21 protein-coding genes are annotated in these 17,439 nt (G+C 34.8%); 10 read left to right on the forward strand and 11 right to left on the reverse strand.

What is annotated here, in order from left to right:
- Nucleotides 1-228: 228 nt before the first annotated feature.
- Genes ACIP9G_RS06570 through ACIP9G_RS06580 form a run of 3 tightly spaced genes read left to right on the forward strand, consistent with a single transcriptional unit; the run spans nt 229 to nt 3,084 of the window.
- Nucleotides 229-1,410 carry an aminotransferase A gene (locus ACIP9G_RS06570; RefSeq protein ID WP_401018411.1) on the forward strand — a complete coding sequence of 394 codons (1,182 nt, stop codon included), beginning with the start codon at nt 229-231 and terminating at the stop codon, nt 1,408-1,410.
- 1 nt (nt 1,411) lies between these two features.
- Nucleotides 1,412-1,609 (forward strand): DUF3311 domain-containing protein, encoded by a 198-nt coding sequence (locus tag ACIP9G_RS06575; protein WP_401018413.1) that lies wholly within the window; start codon nt 1,412-1,414, stop codon nt 1,607-1,609.
- Nucleotides 1,606-3,084: a sodium:solute symporter family protein gene (locus tag ACIP9G_RS06580; protein ID WP_401018415.1), complete on the forward strand. Its 1,479-nt coding sequence runs from the start codon at nt 1,606-1,608 to the stop codon at nt 3,082-3,084. The genes ACIP9G_RS06575 and ACIP9G_RS06580 overlap by 4 nt, the downstream gene beginning before the upstream one ends.
- A 157-nt stretch (nt 3,085-3,241) precedes the next feature.
- Here ACIP9G_RS06580 and ACIP9G_RS06585 read toward each other — a convergent pair whose 3' ends face one another.
- A complete protein-coding gene (locus ACIP9G_RS06585) occupies nt 3,242-3,940 on the reverse strand; it encodes a Type 1 glutamine amidotransferase-like domain-containing protein (RefSeq protein ID WP_401018417.1) in 699 nt (232 codons plus the stop codon).
- Nucleotides 3,941-4,382: 442 nt separating this feature from the next.
- On the opposite strand from ACIP9G_RS06585, the gene ACIP9G_RS06590 reads away from it, so the two are divergent.
- Nucleotides 4,383-5,585, forward strand: coding sequence for an MFS transporter (locus ACIP9G_RS06590; RefSeq protein WP_401019075.1), 1,203 nt, complete (start codon nt 4,383-4,385; stop codon nt 5,583-5,585).
- 378 nt (nt 5,586-5,963) lie between these two features.
- Complete coding sequence (locus ACIP9G_RS06595; RefSeq protein WP_340824751.1) at nt 5,964-6,866, forward strand: cation diffusion facilitator family transporter; 903 nt, start codon at nt 5,964-5,966, stop codon at nt 6,864-6,866.
- A gap of 76 nt (nt 6,867-6,942) precedes the next feature.
- Here ACIP9G_RS06595 and ACIP9G_RS06600 read toward each other — a convergent pair whose 3' ends face one another.
- The gene (locus tag ACIP9G_RS06600; protein ID WP_401018418.1) at nt 6,943-7,392 is read right to left on the reverse strand and encodes a DUF1569 domain-containing protein; all 450 of its coding nucleotides are present in this window, start codon (nt 7,390-7,392) and stop codon (nt 6,943-6,945) included.
- 49 nt (nt 7,393-7,441) lie between these two features.
- Nucleotides 7,442-8,146, reverse strand: coding sequence for a CPBP family intramembrane glutamic endopeptidase (locus tag ACIP9G_RS06605; RefSeq protein ID WP_401018419.1), 705 nt, complete (start codon nt 8,144-8,146; stop codon nt 7,442-7,444).
- An 88-nt stretch (nt 8,147-8,234) separates the two neighbouring features.
- Between ACIP9G_RS06605 and ACIP9G_RS06610 the strand changes: the two genes are divergently transcribed.
- A complete protein-coding gene (locus tag ACIP9G_RS06610) occupies nt 8,235-8,960 on the forward strand; it encodes a MerR family transcriptional regulator (protein WP_401018420.1) in 726 nt (241 codons plus the stop codon).
- 117 nt (nt 8,961-9,077) lie between these two features.
- On the opposite strand, the gene ACIP9G_RS06615 is transcribed toward ACIP9G_RS06610, so the two are convergent.
- From ACIP9G_RS06615 to ACIP9G_RS06630, 4 genes are all read right to left on the reverse strand, one after another.
- Nucleotides 9,078-9,395: a thioredoxin family protein gene (locus ACIP9G_RS06615; RefSeq protein WP_340824756.1), complete on the reverse strand. Its 318-nt coding sequence runs from the start codon at nt 9,393-9,395 to the stop codon at nt 9,078-9,080.
- A gap of 114 nt (nt 9,396-9,509) precedes the next feature.
- The gene (locus ACIP9G_RS06620; RefSeq protein WP_401018422.1) at nt 9,510-10,133 is read right to left on the reverse strand and encodes an FMN-binding negative transcriptional regulator; all 624 of its coding nucleotides are present in this window, start codon (nt 10,131-10,133) and stop codon (nt 9,510-9,512) included.
- A gap of 19 nt (nt 10,134-10,152) precedes the next feature.
- A complete protein-coding gene (paiA, locus tag ACIP9G_RS06625; RefSeq protein WP_401018424.1) occupies nt 10,153-10,671 on the reverse strand; it encodes a spermidine/spermine N(1)-acetyltransferase in 519 nt (172 codons plus the stop codon).
- A 25-nt stretch (nt 10,672-10,696) separates the two neighbouring features.
- Nucleotides 10,697-11,149, reverse strand: a complete 453-nt coding sequence (locus ACIP9G_RS06630) for a MarR family winged helix-turn-helix transcriptional regulator (protein WP_401018425.1) — start codon at nt 11,147-11,149, stop codon at nt 10,697-10,699.
- Between the two features lie 114 nt (nt 11,150-11,263).
- Here ACIP9G_RS06630 and ACIP9G_RS06635 point away from each other — a divergent pair, with 114 nt between their 5' ends.
- From ACIP9G_RS06635 to ACIP9G_RS06645, 3 genes are all read left to right on the forward strand, one after another.
- Nucleotides 11,264-11,884, forward strand: coding sequence for a YczE/YyaS/YitT family protein (locus ACIP9G_RS06635; RefSeq protein WP_401018426.1), 621 nt, complete (start codon nt 11,264-11,266; stop codon nt 11,882-11,884).
- Nucleotides 11,885-12,034: 150 nt separating this feature from the next.
- A complete protein-coding gene (locus tag ACIP9G_RS06640) occupies nt 12,035-13,177 on the forward strand; it encodes a winged helix-turn-helix domain-containing protein (RefSeq protein WP_401018428.1) in 1,143 nt (380 codons plus the stop codon).
- An 87-nt stretch (nt 13,178-13,264) separates the two neighbouring features.
- Nucleotides 13,265-14,530 (forward strand): MFS transporter, encoded by a 1,266-nt coding sequence (locus tag ACIP9G_RS06645; protein WP_401018430.1) that lies wholly within the window; start codon nt 13,265-13,267, stop codon nt 14,528-14,530.
- A 141-nt stretch (nt 14,531-14,671) separates the two neighbouring features.
- Here the strand turns inward: ACIP9G_RS06645 and ACIP9G_RS06650 are convergent, their stop codons facing one another.
- Complete coding sequence (locus ACIP9G_RS06650) at nt 14,672-15,148, reverse strand: hypothetical protein (RefSeq protein ID WP_401018432.1); 477 nt, start codon at nt 15,146-15,148, stop codon at nt 14,672-14,674.
- 325 nt (nt 15,149-15,473) lie between these two features.
- Between ACIP9G_RS06650 and ACIP9G_RS06655 the strand changes: the two genes are divergently transcribed.
- Nucleotides 15,474-15,902, forward strand: coding sequence for a DUF2621 domain-containing protein (locus ACIP9G_RS06655; protein ID WP_172771918.1), 429 nt, complete (start codon nt 15,474-15,476; stop codon nt 15,900-15,902).
- A gap of 264 nt (nt 15,903-16,166) precedes the next feature.
- Here ACIP9G_RS06655 and ACIP9G_RS06660 read toward each other — a convergent pair whose 3' ends face one another.
- The 3 genes from ACIP9G_RS06660 to ACIP9G_RS06670 all read right to left on the reverse strand — a co-directional run bounded on the left by ACIP9G_RS06660 (nt 16,167) and on the right by ACIP9G_RS06670 (nt 17,409).
- Nucleotides 16,167-16,358 (reverse strand): hypothetical protein, encoded by a 192-nt coding sequence (locus ACIP9G_RS06660; RefSeq protein WP_340824768.1) that lies wholly within the window; start codon nt 16,356-16,358, stop codon nt 16,167-16,169.
- Between the two features lie 142 nt (nt 16,359-16,500).
- Nucleotides 16,501-16,998, reverse strand: coding sequence for a CcdC family protein (locus ACIP9G_RS06665; RefSeq protein ID WP_401018433.1), 498 nt, complete (start codon nt 16,996-16,998; stop codon nt 16,501-16,503).
- Nucleotides 16,999-17,022: 24 nt separating this feature from the next.
- On the reverse strand, nt 17,023-17,409 hold the full coding sequence (locus ACIP9G_RS06670; protein ID WP_401007733.1) for a response regulator: 387 nt from the start codon (nt 17,407-17,409) through the stop codon (nt 17,023-17,025).
- Nucleotides 17,410-17,439 lie beyond the last annotated feature (30 nt).

Below are 17,439 nucleotides of genomic sequence, written 5' to 3' on the forward strand. Positions count from 1 at the left end.
TCGATTCGAAAACGACTCATTTTTAAACCCTGATGTAACAAACGATAGCATTTGATATCGGAGAGTTATACAAAACTGAATCGAAAACGAATCAATGAGTCAAATTTGAACCATTATTTCAATGAGGTATTTATTAAAAACCTTGATTTATCAATGTTTTCAAATTGGCATGCTTTTTGCATATTACTAAACTGTCCCCAAATAAATAGATAGGAGAAGGAGAACAACGTGAAATATTTACTTAATAAAACGATCAAAGACATTAAAATTTCTGCAATACGTGAAATTGGAAACAAGGTGGCAAATGACCCGTCAATTATTAATCTTACAATTGGACAACCAGATTTTGTAACACCACATTCTATTTTAGAAGCAGGAAAACAAGCTATTGATGCACATAAAACTGGTTATACACATAACGCAGGTGTACTTGAACTTAGACAGGCTGCTGCTAACTTTGTGAAAAGACGCTACCAACTCCATTATAATCCAGAAGATGAGATTTTAATTACTGTGGGTGCAAGCGAAGCGTTAGATATTGCATTCCGTACGATTTTAGAGCCTGGTGATGAAGTCATTTTACCAGCACCTATTTACCCTGGTTATGAACCACTTATTCGTTTGTGCTACGCAACACCTGTATTTGTTGATACACGTAAAAATAATTGTAAAATCTCTGCAAAATTAATCGAAGAAAACTTAACAGAAAAAACAAAATGTGTCGTTTTACCATATCCATCAAACCCTACAGGTACTATGTTAGAGGCTCATGAATTAGAAGAAATAGCAAACCTATTAAGAGGTAAAGATATTTTTATCATTTCAGATGAAATATACAGTGAACTAACATATGGTTTGAAACATATGTCAATCGCTTCATTCCCAGCCATGAAAGAGCAATGCATTGTCATCAATGGTTTATCAAAGTCCCACGCTATGACAGGTTGGCGAATTGGCTACACATTAGCCCCTGCTTATATAACAGAAGAAATGTTTAAAGTTCATGCATTTAACTGTGTATGTGCAAACTCAGTTAGTCAATACGCTGCCATTAACGCATTAAATCATGATTTACCAGAAGTCGAAGAAATGCGCCAACAATATGAAATACGACGTAACTTTATTTTTCAACGGATAACGGACATTGGCTTAGAAGCAATTGAACCAGATGGTGCGTTTTATTTATTTGTTTCTATTGAAAAAACAGGCTTAAGTTCAAATGATTTTGTTCATCAGCTTGTGGAAAAAGAGAAAGTGGCAGTCATACCAGGATACGGATTTTCTGAATATGGCGAAGGGTATATCCGTATTTCGTATGCATGTTCAATGCATGATTTAGAAGAAGGTATGAAGCGGATACAACAGTTTGTACATCCCCTATTAGAAAAAGCACTTGAGGAGGTTGATTAATTTGAAACCATTATATTATCTAGCGTTTATTCCAGTTCTAGGTTTTCTTGTTGGTGTACCTTTAACGAATCGGGTTGACCCTTATATATTAGGGCTCCCTTTTTCAATGTTTTGGATTGTTCTTTGTGTCGTTCTAACTTCACTAACTACTTTGATTATGTATAAGTTCGACCAGCATGATGAGGAGGATGTAGAATGAATATTTCTATTACAATTATGATTTCCTTTGTCATTGTCTGTATGTATTGGGCAATTAAAGCTGGTAGAGGTAAAAATGAGAATATGGAAGAATGGGCATTAGGTGGACGAGGCATGGGTGCTATCGTTACTTTCTTCTTATTAGCAGGAGAATTTTTTACCGCATTTTCCCTTACTGGATTAGTGGGACTAGCTTATAATAGTGGCATTGCAACGCTTTATATTATGACTTATATTTCAATTGGTTGCGTACTAGGCTATTTCCTATTACCAAAAATCAGACGTTACAGTAAAGAGCATAATTTAATATCGCAAGGTGGCTTTTTTGAAAAGAAATATACGAGTCCATTTTTAGGAAAGCTCATTACGATTGTTGGTGTAGTTGCAATTATCCCTATGATTGTCATGGCATTAAAAGGGTTAGGACTGATTGTTTCTGTTGCATCATACGGGGTTATATCGTCTACAACAGCAATATGGGTTGGAAGCTTTATTGTTGTCATCTATACATTAATTTCAGGGCTCCACGGTTCTTCTCGCGTCGCTTTGATTAAGGACATTTTAACATTTGGCGTACTTTTATTTTTAGGTTTGTACTTACCATTTCATTATCATGATGGTGTTGGATCCATGATAAAAAATATTTCTGAAGTGAAACCTCAAGTATTGTTCTTTCCAGATGCGGGTCTAAGTCTCGTATGGTTTATCTCTACCATCATATTAATGGCGCTAGGAGTATATATTTGGCCACATACATTTTTATCAGCATATGCAGCAAAAAGTGACAAGGCACTTCGAAAAAATACGATTTTGATGCCGCTGTATTCATTAATGCAGCTATTTTCATGCTTTATCGGATTAGCAGCGATATTAACAATCCCAAATCTATCAGGCGCAGAAAGTGATTTGGCATTAATTCAATTAGTATTTCAAACATTTGATCCATGGTTTGTAGGATTAATTGGAGCGGCTGGATTACTGGCTTCATTAGTACCATGTTCAGTTATGCTTATTACAATTGGTTCAATGATAACTTCTAATATTTATGTTCAATTGAAACCAAATACTTCGGCACGTAAGCAAATGAATATTGCACGATCTTTCGCAATTATTGCTGCGATTATTAGTTTATACTTATCATTAAATTCAAGTGGTGCGCTCGTATTGCTACAATTAATTAGCTATAACTTTATCATACAGCTTTTCCCTGCTCTAATTTTTAGTTTACTGAAGAAAAACTTCGTGACAAAACAAGGTGCAATCGCTGGTATAATCGTTGGTATTTCAATAGCTTTATTTTCAGCAGGCACAGGCACAACGATGGCAACTTTATTCCCTAATTTACCTTCATTTATTTTAGATATTAACAATGGTTTATATATGTTAATCATCAATGCAATCGTAACAATAGTTGTCAGTCTTCTCCCTCAAAAATCAACTTTAGAAAGTAACAGTTTAGAACGTGGGATTATCTAATATAAAGTGCCAGGCACTCAAACAATTTTCCCACTTAGATGCCGGCTCAAAACGTACAATACGTAAGCCGCAACTAACCGTGCATTAGCGAGGGTTGCGGCTTAGTGCCAGGCACTCAAACAATTTCAGATACTATGATAAATATTCATGCAATTATTTAAATAGCACCTAAATAATTTGTTTCAAGTTCAACCTCAGTAATTTCCTTATCGTTATAAACTTTATACGCCTTAGCGTTTGGTCTTGAGCTCACAATATGACCGACTTCTTGGTCAATGAAATGAATAGCCACACCGTCATCAGCTGCAATACCAGGTTTAATGCTATTAGTAGCAATTAACTTTTGATACGAAGGTCTTCTATCGGCTTCTCCGTCGTAGTGAGGACAATTACTACCTTTTAGGAGCCCTAAACACTTTAATGGTTCAAGCCCATCTCCATAAGAATCTGTAACCCCTTCCTCAAACCAACAAATGGAACCAGCACTAATACCAGCCAGTACTATTCCTTGCTCCCAAGCTTTCCTCAAAATGGTGTCCAATCCCCACTCTTTCCATAAAACTAATAAATTCTTTGTATTACCACCACCAACATAAATAATGTCTTTCTCCAGTAAGAAACTTTCTAATTCTCTTGTAGGTGGGTTAAATAGTGATAAATGTGATGGTTGACAGTCCTGTTTTTCAAAGAAATGATAAAATCGAGAAATATAATTTTCTGAATCTCCACTTGCTGTTGCAATAAAACAGATTTTCGGATTTGATTTCTTAGATTGATGAAGAATATATTTATCCAACAAAGGATTTTCAGGCTCCATCGAAAATCCACCACCACCTAGTGCAATGATTTGCTTCATTATTCTACATCCTTTCAACTTAAAATTTTTATTTAAGGTCTGAAATACTCTTTATATGAATAAAATGCGTCGTGATCTCGAATCTAAACTGCTTGTAATACCTCAAATGTTTATGTCAATTATATCCCCAAAAGCACACAGATGTAAAAGTCTACCTTTTTTTAAATGGTATAGATTCTTTTTCTCTATTGGATTAAGAATTGAGATAAGGAAAATAAGATGTTCTTGGTATTTGGCAAACGCTTCAACAGTGATAGAAACTTTACCAGATGTAATATTTCTACAATTGTATGATTATGTTAAGCTTGGTAAATGGGTTAATAAAGTGCTAACTTATTAAATTAAGTTAATCAAATAGCTAGAAAGATGGTGTTACATATAATTGGCTAGTGCGAATAATTCAATCGGGCGTTATGTAAATTCCCCCGAAAAACTGAAAAAAATGTATAAAAGAGTTTTAATTGTAGTGAGCTTATCACAAATTTTTGGTGGAGCAGGTCTTGCAGCCGGTATTACTGTAGGGGCACTGTTAGCGCAACAAATGCTTGGGACGGACGCAGTTGCTGGATTACCCTCTGCCCTATTCACATTAGGTTCTGCGATATCAGCTTTTATAGTTGGGAAACTTTCTCAACGCTACGGACGTCGCATTGGTCTAACTACAGGTTTTATTACGGGTGGGCTTGGGGCGATTGGCGTTGTCATTGCAGCTATACTCAATAGTGTTTTCTTATTGTTCGCTTCGCTACTTGTATACGGGGCAGGAACAGCAACAAATTTACAGGCTCGATATGCAGGGACAGATTTAGCAGATAAAAAACAACGAGCAAAGGCTATTAGTACTACGATGGTTATGACGACTTTCGGTGCTGTAGCAGGACCAAATTTAGTTGAGGTGATGGGGAAATTTGCCCTTTCTATTGGTATTCCTTCATTAGCTGGCCCATTTATATTATCTGCAGTAGCATTTATTATGGCAGGATTGGTCCTTTTCATCATGCTTCGTCCTGATCCCTTACTGCTAGCAAAGTCAATAGAAGCTTATAAACAACAAGACGCTGAAGGCGTTATCACGCATTCTAGTCCTTTAATGAATAAAAATGGTATTATTGTAGGCGCAGTTGTCATGGTCCTCACGCAAATCGTTATGGTTGCTATTATGACAATGACGCCAATTCATATGCAACATCATGGACATAGTTTAAGTGCTGTAGGTATCGTGATTGGTTTTCATGTTGGATCGATGTATCTCCCTTCCCTTGTAACTGGAATTCTTGTAGACAAGATTGGTAGAACAGCTATGAGTATTGCTGCAGGTGTTACGTTACTGTTTGCAGGTTTAGTCGCTGCATATGCACCAAATGATTCAATGTTTATGCTCATATTGGCCCTTTCTTTATTAGGATTAGGATGGAATTTTGGCTTAATTAGTGGAACTGCTCAAATTGTTGATGCTACAGAACCATCAACACGTGCTAAAATTCAAGGAACAATTGACGTTTTTATTGCGTTAGCTGGTGCTACAGGAGGAGCTCTTTCGGGGGTAATTGTAGCCAATTCAAGTTACGCAGTATTATCTTTAACTGGTGGCCTTTTATCATTATTACTAATTCCTGTTATAATATGGTATCGTAAAGTGAAATAATAATTCATTTGCTTTAAGGAGAACAAGTTCTTGAGTAAAATGAGGCATGGTTTTTTTGATCTTACTGCAGTCATAATGAGTATTATAAAATGAAAATATCGCTAACTGGCTGAGGTATCTCATCCGATAAAGTAAGCTGTATTTATTAAAATTAATTTAGCCTGTTTTAAAGACAGGATTATTGAAAAAATGAGACAAACCATTATTGAACCAACGAATATAATGTGTTACACTCAGTGGACGCCTATATAGGAGTGAGAATATGATTCAAATTTCAAGTTCACGAAAACTATATTTTTTTAAACAAAACCTTTGACTTAAAAATAGTCAAAGGTTTTTGTTGCTTTTAGGAAAGAATTTTATTGGAGGTATACTTTTATGAATCAAAGCACAAATTCCGATGCTTCAATTGTTGCTGGATGGATTAGTTTAATAAGTAACATCGTATTAACAATTTTAAAAATTGTAGTTGGTACTCTCTTCCATAGTCCAGTGCTTCTAGCAGATGGTTATCATAATGCCGGGGATGTTATTGCAAGCGGTGCCGCTTTAACATCGATGCGTATTTCTAAACGCCCTGCCGACGAAGATCATCCTTACGGACATGGGAAGGCTGAAGTAATCAGTTCCGCTATTGTAGGGATCATTTTAATAATAGCAGCATTGTATATTGCTTATGAATCGATCAAAGCATTCTTTCATGAACCAGAAAAAGCAAGTCTAATTGCGTTTATTACTGCAATCATTTCACTCGTTTGGAAACTCATTTTATACGTATATACGATTAAAATTGGCAAAAGAACAAATAGTAAAGGCTTAATTGCCACTGCATATGATCATCTTGCAGATGTGTATGCTTCCATAGCTGCTGTATTGGGAATTGGGCTTGCGCTCGTTGGGGAATTTACTAATATTCATATCCTTACATATGGGGATCCAATTGCTGGTATCATAGTGACAATATTAGTTTTCAAACTTGCCTATGGGATGTTATTAGAAGCTATAGACACACTTATGGAGAAAAGTGTAAGTCGTGATACACTGGATAATTTCGAAACATTAATTCTAACAATTCCAGAAGTAAAACGTATAGATCGTCTACGAGCTAGAGAGCACGGCCATTATGTATTGGTGGATCTGCGTGTAAGTGTACCTGGAGGTTTAACAGTTCAAGAAGGTCATGATATTATCCGTAAAATAAAGAAAACGATAATGGAAAAGCATCCTAATGTAGAAGAAGTTCTTATTCACTTAAATCCTTGGTACGAGGATGATAAATAGGTCGAAATAGCAAAAACCTCCTAACTCATTTATTAGTTAGGAGGCTTTTTATTGGACTGAAAAATCTTTACATTGATTACACTTCAAACTGTTTTAAATGATGGTCAAGGTGCTTGTATATTCCTTTTCCCCATTGCTCTGGAGTGAGTTTTCCAAAAAAGGGATGAGGATGCGCTGTACACTTCTCTGGTCCGTTCTGTTGGAAGGTCGTAATTTTTTGTTTAAGCTTTTCTTTTTCTGTAGCAAATTCTCTAGCATCTGCAATCAAAATGGTTGGAATTGTAGACATATTGTGAGGTAATGTCTTTTCATTGTAAATCATTGGTTTTGCAAATCCCCCTACGATTACACCTAACCAACTCCTTGTCGGAAATGCATTTCCCATTGCAATGTCTTGGAAAGCTGAGCAATGTGCAAGCATTTGAGCAACATCCATTTTTCCCCATTCGGGTTGTGAATTAGGACTTAATTTATCTATCCGCTGTAAAATTTCTGCTGTATGCGTAGGATTAAAAATATTTTTCATTATTGCAGATCCCCTACCTTTTTCAATTTGTCCTATAGTTGAATAATTTTCATCCCATACTTGTTAGCAAAACCATAATTCCATTCGTAATTCCGTGAATCCATATTGGTGCCCAAATCGAATTAGTGCGTTCATATGCTAAAGCAAAAATGACACCACTAAAGAAATTTACTGGCATTACATTATATGTCGGTATATGAACAATTGTAAAGATGAGCGAGCTAATTAAAATGGCACCAGTAAATCCTACGCGTGTACGAAACCAACGATATAAAAAACCACGATAAAAAATTTCCTCGTATATTGGGGAGATAACAGCCGCAGAGATAAAAGCAATGAAAACCGTGAAAAAAGTTACGCTTTGCTGCATTGCATCTGTTTTGCTGTTCTCTACGGAAATTCCTATAAAACTAGTAAGCACGACAATTATTACAGCACCAACTAACAACATAATAGAATATATAAGAATGAGTTTCCAATCCTTCAGAGCGATTGATTTTAATCCTACTTCACGCCAAGAAAGTTTTTTAGGACGTAGGGCTATAAAATAAACACCGAAAAGAAGTGTAATCGCAATTGTTAACCCCGTTAACGTTCCAGCATATAGTTCATTATTAAATAAGTGAAAATAAATCGGTTTAACAATAAATTTAATACAACCGATGACAATCACAAATTCAAGTAATATTAAAAAGATGAATTCTTTCCATCCCCAACAGTCTTGTTCTTTCCAGTTCATTTGCTTTATTTCCATCCATTATCCCTCTTCCTCTTTATGGTATAATCCAAGTGTATTAGATGACGTTACGTCACCTGCAACCTTTTTTTCAGGAGGAAATGAAATGAAACAATGGACTACTGGCGAGGTATCGAAACAGCGGCATGTATCTATTCGTACACTTCGTTATTATGATCAGGTGAATCTCCTTACACCTAGTTTTAAAGATGAGAATGGCCGACGGTACTATTCAGAAAAGGATTTATTTAGATTAGAGAAAATCATCATTTTAAAATCACTTTCACTTCCACTCGACACTATACGTGATTTATTAGATAAACTCTCCTATAAACAAATTTTAATTTCGCATCATAATTACTTACAAGAACAACTGTCCCAACTACAAACAAGCATTTCTAATACGACTTCATTAATTAATATGATTGATTTGGAAGAGTCTTTATCGTGGGAGCATGTTATTGAACTTGTTGAGAATTCACAAAACATCCCCAAAAAGTGGATCGATTATTTCCAAGATGATGAACAGTCATTTTTACAAGAAATAATCCCAAATCTCAGTAACAATGATAAAACAACACAGCAATATATTGCATTACTACGACGAATTGAATGGTGTATAGAGCACAATATTAAAGCCGAAACAGACGAAGGTTTTCAAATTGGTTCCAAATTAATAGCGCTATCAAATGACACTTTTCAAGGAGATACAGAATTGATAGAGAAGTTTTGGGAGGTTAGAAAACTACCCGTTGAGGAAACTGGGCTATATCCGATTTCCGAAGACGTATTAGACTTTGTGGAACGCTGTATTACATATGCAACAACTTGAAATAAGATAAAAATACGAATAAAGCTATAGGAGGAAGTTTCGCCCCTATAGCTTTTGCAAATAAATTTAAATAATATACTTACAGGAATTTCAAATGTCGAGAATTCCCCTCTTACATTATGATGCTAATCCATCAATAAAAGCTTCAATCTCTTCCTGTGTTTTACGGTCCTTGCTAACAAATCGCCCAACTTCATTGCCTTTATCGAAAGCTACAAAGCTTGGAATACCAAATACATCTAATTCAACACATAAATCGATGAAATCATCACGGTCAATCTTTACAAAACTATATTGACTATAGTTTTCTTCAATTGTAGGCATTATAGGATCAATGAATCGACAATCTCCACACCAATCTGCTGAAAAAACAAATATTGTGCGTTCTCCTTTTTTAAGTTCTTCAAATTGTTCAATCGATTGTAAATTTTCCACTTAAAAATCTCCTTTTTAACTGCTATTTTTTCTAAAAATAACATATTTACATTTCCAGATATTCTTAAAACAATTCATGCAGGCAATTAATAAACACCATTTCTAAATATACGTCTATATTTGCTTTTTGCATCTCTTTTCCATTAATAATGCCATTTGTTTCGAATGTGGGGCTTCTTCATTTTTTAATTGATCAATGATGTTTTTATAATCATCTTCATTACGGTTCTGACTTAATTTATAGGCAGCTTGAACTTCGCCAATCTTTATTTTAAAACCGACAATACCTTTCATTTCCTTTTCTAAAAGCTCAGGAGAAAGATTATCCCACAAAATAGGTTTCTCTCTATCCTTCTCATATTTTTCTAACAGCATTGTTAAATCGTCGATTAATTCTTCTTTTTCTATAATATTAGCCTTGCCATAGATGTGAACAGCCTGATAATTCCACGTTGGAACATTTTCATGTGAATACCAAGAAGAAGAAATATACGCATTCGGGCCCTGAAACATAACGAGCACATCGTCACTAGATTCAAATGTTCTCCACTGAGGGTTTCCATATGCCATATGCCCAGTAAGATAATAATTGTCGCCCTTTTTATTGAACATTAAAGGCAAGTGAGTCGCAATTGGTTTTCCTTGTTTTGTTGTTACAAGTGTAGCAAAAGAGTTCATTTGAATAAATTCTTCAATTTCATTAACATCCGTGACTTTATAGTATTTAGGAATATACATATATGTCCTCCTTAATCATTTAAATGAGTGGTTTAGTCATGATAATATCAATTTGTTCTTCATCACCCATATAAAATGAGTGTGCTCCTGTTTGAGCAAAGCCTATATTTTTATAAAAGCTTATTGCATTTTCGTTCTTTTCCCAAACACCTAGCCAGATGTTGCTTTTGCGTTGTTCTTTAGCAATTTCTATCGCTTTATCGATTAGGTATTTTCCGAGCCCTTTTCTTTGAAACTTGTTTCTTATATAAATTCTCTCAATTTCTAAGTACTCATCCCCCATTTTTTCTGATTGGGCATCATGTACATTGACTTTTAAATAACCCGCAACTTCTTCATCGCACCAAATGAAATAAAATTGTGAAAAACGATTGGCTAGTTCCATCTCTAATTGTTTAGAGGTAAATGCGCTATCCAAATACGCTTTCATATTTTCAGGCGAATTTTGATTGCTAAATGTATCATTGAACGTTTCAATACTTATTTCTCGGAGTATATGTAAATCTTCCAAGTTGCACTTCGTTATTTTCACAGTCATTTTAATACAGCCCCTTTATTTAAATTCAATAATCTCGCTTATTTCCCTTTTTCACAAATTCCCAGTCTACTTCTATATTTTTCCGAACTCTTTGGAGAAGATGAAAAATCGTTTCTGCTTCACGTTCGGAAAACCCTGCTAACGCGACACTGTTGGAATAATCATTTTCCCTTTTGATAATTGGAAAAATCATTTTTCCTTTTTCTGTTGGAAATAGTTTTTTTATTTTTTTGTTATGGTCATCCTCTTTCTTTTCAATAAAGCCATTCATCTCTAGTTTTTTTATAGCCCGAGCTGCTGTTGTTCGATCTACTTTAATCATCTCTGCTAGCTTTTCTTGTATGATGCCTGGATTTTCACAAATTCGTACAAGATATAAATACTGCCCTTTTGTCAGGTCATATTCTTTAAATTCTATATTACTTATTGAATCTAACGCTCTTGAAATCATGCCAATTTCACGAAGAATTTCCTCCATAAATTAACTCCTCCGTTTTTTTATTGCAAATGCAACAAAAAGAATATATATTGAATCTAACCTAACTTTGTTGCAAATGCAACAAAAAACCAATGGTAGAGAGGTCGCAAAAAAGTGAAATATTGCTTATATGTATTAGGAATTTTATTATTAACCCTTGGTATTTCTTTCACTATTCAATCAAATCTTGGAACTTCTCCTTTTGATGCACTTTTGGTAGGACTATCTATTAATGTAGGACTAACAGTGGGGAGCTGGGAAGTAATTTTAGCTTTAATTTTGATCGGTTGTAATGCAATATTAGCAAAACAAAGGCCAGAGTTTTTAGGATTAATAACTGCATTTATTACAGGGATTGGGATTGATATGTGGTTATTTTTATTACACAATTTGTTAACACCAGAAATGTGGTTTAGCAAAACCATTTGCTTTGGAATAGGTTTGATTATTATTGGCTTAGGAACTGCCACCTATTTACAAACAAATTTTGCACCAATTCCAGTGGATCGATTAACATTAGTCGTACAACAATTAACAGGGAAAAGTATATTATTTGCGAGAACATCCATTTATCTGTTGTTTTTACTCTTAGCAATGCTTTTTAATGGACCGATTGGTGTTGGCACTTTATTAACGGTTAGCTTAGGAGGGCTCATACTTAATTTCTTTATGCCAATTACTAAAAGATTAATAGACGGCATTTTAACTCCAGCTACTACATTGAGAAAAGGATAGTATTCAAATTTCTGCTTTAACATACTCTCCATCTTGAATGGAATTTTGACAAGCATCGTATGTTCATTCTATTGGAATAGTAACTAGGCTTTAAATAATCTATCTGTTAAAATGAGCTATAAAAATATCCCATTTAGTTGAGGTGAAGGAATGGAAAAGATTCAGTTTTCCAAAACCGATTATAACGTAACATATCGTTCCGAAAAAATTGTATTTTTACCGAGGGAATATCATCTATTTAAATATTTATATCAAAATCCTTCCCGCATTTTTTCAAGGGAGGAACTGTTAAACGCTGTGTGGCCTATGGAAAATCCAGTCGATAGAACTGTAGATGATCATATTTATAGGGTTAGGAAGAAAATTCAACCTCTTTCATCCGTCGTTGAAATTGAAACAATTAGAGGTCAAGGATACCTTTTGTCAATAAAAGAGGTACAGAAAAGTCCATTATTAAAGGACGACGAAGTATCTACTCAAGTTAAAAGTCTTTTTCGCAAGTATCATCGCTACGGGCAGGGAGATGCCCTAAAACTATTAGCAGAAAATCAGAATGTGTTTGGCTTCCAAATCGATTTGCCTAACCTTCTGTATCTCCATTTCATGAAAGGAGATTTCAGTTGGTTTCTTGATGCGCAAGAAATCAACTTTTGGGAAAAATGCTTTTATCTATTGCATATCTATTCATTAATTGAACCAGATAAGAAGAAATGCTTAGATTACTTTACTTGCGCTTTATCTGCAGAGGAAATACCTGAATATCATCGTTTAGAAATAAAGTTGTTAAACCGTCTATCATTATTGATATTTACTAAACAACTAGATAAAGCCGCTACCCTTCTTCATCGATCTAAAAATGAGATTTATAAGAAAAACTTGGAAGGTTTCATCCCCTTAATCTTGCTTTCTGAACTATGGCTTACCTTACTTCAAAAGGACATTCTAAAGATAGAGGAAAGGATGGAAGAAACAGAAAATAAGCTTGCAAGTTTTCCTTATCTAAGAGAAAATGCGAATTTATCAATTATTAAAGGTTGCTATTGGCTTCTTAAAAACAATGAATCAAAAGCTAAAGATTATTTTGATGAAGCGTTTCAGCTACTTTTGGAAGCTAAATTCATACCTGGGGTGTTAATGAACATCAATATGATTTTATTTTGCGTAGATGATTTTGGCGTGAGTGGTACACTACAAACTGATTATAAAGAATTAAAACAACAGTACATATCCAAGTACAAATTAAATGAAATACATAGTAAAATCGAATATCAGTTACAATACAACTTAAAATAATAATGAAAAATTTCATTTCCTCTGATATTCCTCTGATAATTGCTCGTTATGCTCGTTAGTAGAGACACGAGCGTGGAGGGATTATTTATGAATAAAGAAATATCAATATGGCGCAATGGCAATTTCATTAAATTTTTTTCTGCCAATACTTTAGCCAATTTAGGAAACTGGTTTGATTTTGTTGGGGTCCTTATTTTATTTAGGTATACATGGAAGGCTGACCCGATGCTGATTGCACTTATTCCTATTATGTATGCCATACCTAGTATACTTTTAGGACAATTTGCGGGCGTATTTGCAGATCGAAGAAATAAACGAAAAATCCTTATCTATTCTGACTGGTTTCGTGCAGCGTTAACTTTGTTGCTTGTCTTTACGCCGACACCTTGGTTAGCTTTGCCCATCCTATTTTTACGAAACACTGCCGGGGTATTAAGCCTTCCTGCACAGCAAGGATTAATGAGAAGTATTGTGGACGAAAAAAATATCATGCAAGCCATCACTATTAATGGCAGTCTGTTTCAGTTAGTAAAGGTCATTGGCCCACTTATAGGGGGTTCAGTAGCAGGAATATTTTCTCCAAATGTATCCATTGCAATTAATGCGATAGCTTTCATTATTTCTGGCATACTGCTTACACAAATTAAGGTACAAGAAATCGAATCAAATAAAAAAATAGAAGATTTACAATCTGGATTTCTACAATCTTGGCAAGAAGGTTGGCATATTGTATTAAAAAGCAAAGTCCTTTTAGCGAGCATAATTTTCGGGATATTCAGCACCTTAACAATACAAATGATTGACGCACAAATTGTTACTTTGTTTAGTGAGGTGTTCCCCAACAAGCCAGCATTTACTGGCTGGGCAATTTCTGCTATCGGAATTGGTTCCCTTCTTGTTGTCATCCTTCTAACCAAATTTAAAAAAATCTCTAAATTTGGTTGGTTTTTCGGTGTCGGAAGTCTTCTAATTGGTGTAATGACTGGAGGGTTTGGATTCCTATTGCAATACAATTTCATAGCACTTGCTATTATTCTTTCGATTGTTGGTGGAATCGGCAACGGGTTAACGTTTACAGCCATAAATTATCTCATTCAAACAGAACCCCCTAAGGAAGCGATAGGAAGAGTCACAGGTATAATCGATTCCTTAATGAGTATCCTTTTTATTGCAGGCCCTCTTCTTGGCGGACTACTCATTACACAATTAGGGATATTAACCACATTTAAAACAATTGGACTTGGACTAACCATTATTGGCATGACAGGTATATTGCTGCAACGTCTCATCTGGAAGCAGCCCAAACTGACAAACGTACAAATGAATGTTAATGAGGGAAATGAATCTTGTTGAAGCGGGTTAGGAGAATATTGCTTTATAAAAACCCTTAACTAAAAACCAAAATCCCTACTTTCATTTGAAAGAGGGATTTTTTTGTATAATGAGGCGTTATAATAATGCAGAATAATCCTACTTGTACTATGTGAAGTATCGTTATTCAAAGGCAAAACGTATGTATTGTTCGCTTTGAATGATCTCAAGGTGATGCAATTCGATTTCTTCAATATTGATACTATGATTTTTTAGTTTTCGGTCGTTTTCTCCTGCCCAAAACCTAATAATTTCAGCGTTTTGCTCAGGTTTTATATGTTGTTTCAAATAGATTAACAAGTCCGTTAAAAATTGAGACCCCCAATTTCCTTCAATACCGTATACAAAGGCTTTTTCACTATAATATTTCAAATCATACGGAGGATTCCCCCATTCAAAAATATTCAAATGACCAAAAGCCTCTTCATCTGGCGCATGTAAAATAAGTGCATCATCATCCATCAAATGCCAAGGCTGTGCTGCTGTACTTTCTGTAATTGGATATAATTTTTTTAATTCTCTAACTGTAATTTCTGCAATCCCTGTACAATCAACTGTTTGTAAAGCGCTATTCGCTACAAGTACAGAATATAAAGTCATATCTTTACCTCCTTAGTTTAGAATCTTGAAAACAGCATCCGCTTTCATCAACTTTATTTCCTAAACAAAAATCCCATATAATAAAGAATAAAAACTTGATAATTCTAAGAAAAAATCTATCGAATAATTCCCTGTCCAAAGAAAGATTCACTTTATTAAAACACACTTTCTTTTATTATTTTCCGATTATCGCCAAATTAATTTAGCAAAATCCGCAACAATATTATTAAATACCTCACCTTATTGTAAAAACAGGCACAATAAGGATGAATTTTTTTGTAGAAGCTTTTATAATAGAGTGAGTGAAGACAAAGAGGTGAACGATTTGTTAGATGGTTGGTTTTTATGGTTTATTTTATTTTGGGTAGTCGTCCTTATCTCGCTAATGGCAATAGGCGGATTTTTCATGTTCCGTAAATTTTTAAAGGCATTACCAAAACAGGATGGGAAATCGGATTTAGATTGGCAGGAATTTTATTTAGATAAAACGATTCATCTATGGGGACAACCTGAGAAGGAGCTTCTTTATGAGCTTGTGAGCCCAGTACCTGAGTTATTTAGACAAGTCGCAAAAGAAAAAATTGCGGGTAAAATTGGGGAGCTTGCTTTAGAAGAGAAAGCTAAAGCTATTGATAATGACTTAATCATTCGTGGCTATATTCAAGCTACACCTAAACGTGATCATAAGTTTTTACGCAAAAAATTAGATCAACTGCAAATTGATGTTTCCCCGTATGAACATCTGTTTGAATAAAAGAGAAAAAGTGTTAGATTGACTTCAATCAATCCAACACTTTTTTGCTATGGCGTAGATGTCCGCCGCTATGGCGGTTTCTTTCTGAAGGTTTACCGGTGATTCGCGAGTTTTACTGGTGATTCTCGCAACTTTACCAGCGATTTCTACTGTTTTTCTGGCGATTCTTGCACTTTTACCGGCGATTTCTACTGTTTTTCTGGCGATTCTTTCACCTTTATCGGCGATTTCAATAGGTTTACCCCTAGTCTCTTGATAAATAGATTATTTAAATAAATGATCTAACGCTTGATAATCTTGTTGGTAACGTCCACCATCTGCTACTTCTGCATGATATAGCGCCTTTAATGCGTAATTTTTTTGCAAATCCATGTCAGCCATCAGCTCTTTTAGTCGATCATGTAATTCACGGTTTTCTTTTACTAGCTGCTGCATCTGTGGTTTAAAATATTTCATGTAATAAACTCCTCATTTTTTAACATGCTTCCTAGTATACCACGATTACTGTTGGCTTGTAGCAAAAGCACAACTTATTTCTTCGAAGTCGCTTTGACATAAAAAAACTACAACAGCACAAGTGCAAGTGTAGTTTTTCTCATTACATATTTTTGAGCGGTATTGTTTTTTTGATTTTTTTAAATTGAATAAGCATAGCAATTCGCCATGGGACTAGCATAGCAAATGCTAAAATCCAAAACATGCCTGCTAACTCACCGACATCTATTGAGTTACTTAATATCATTTTCGCCACAACACGGAATATTAACAGTCCAACTAAAATAAATACAAACGCTTTTGAACGTTTTAAATAAATATCCTTACCTTTTACTTCAAATTTAGAAGTAGCAATTAAAATTGTTGAGAACACTACGCCTACAGCAGCTGCTTCTAAAATTTGCATAGGTGGCACTCGAAATTGTGCAAATAAAAACATTAACGCACCTGAAGACATTGCAATCGGTGGAATAATAATTTTCTTCTCATTTGTAGGTTTTTTGGAAGCTCGCATACGTATTACCATAACGAAGCTACCCATTATAATGGCCATTATAGTCGAACCTATAACATAATAGTGAGAAGGGATATTGCTTAACATAAAAAATCCTCCTCTGATGTTAAATTAGCAATTTTGACCAACTAATTGGTCTGCTATAGCCCTTAATCTTTCCGGTTCGAAAGGCTTCGTTATAAAATCTTTCGCACCACTTTCAAGCGCTTCTACAATTAATTTTTGTTGACCTAAAGCAGTAATCATAACAATCTTTGCATTAGGAAATTCTGGGACGATTCTTTTTACAGCCGCAATACCTGTCATTACGGGCATCGTTACATCCATTGTTACAAGATCTGGTTGTAACTCTCGATACAGCTCTACAGCTTCCTTACCATTCACTGCATTGCCGACTACCTCGTAACCCCATTCATTAAACATATTACTGATTGTAACACGCATAAAAAGCGTATCATCCACTACTAAAACTGTAGGCACGTATTCATCTCCCTCCACGTTAAAGTACAGTATGCCATTAAGTTTAGC

It is taken from the genome of Lysinibacillus sp. NPDC093197, assembly GCF_044754025.1.
GTDB lineage: Bacteria > Bacillota > Bacilli > Bacillales_A > Planococcaceae > Lysinibacillus.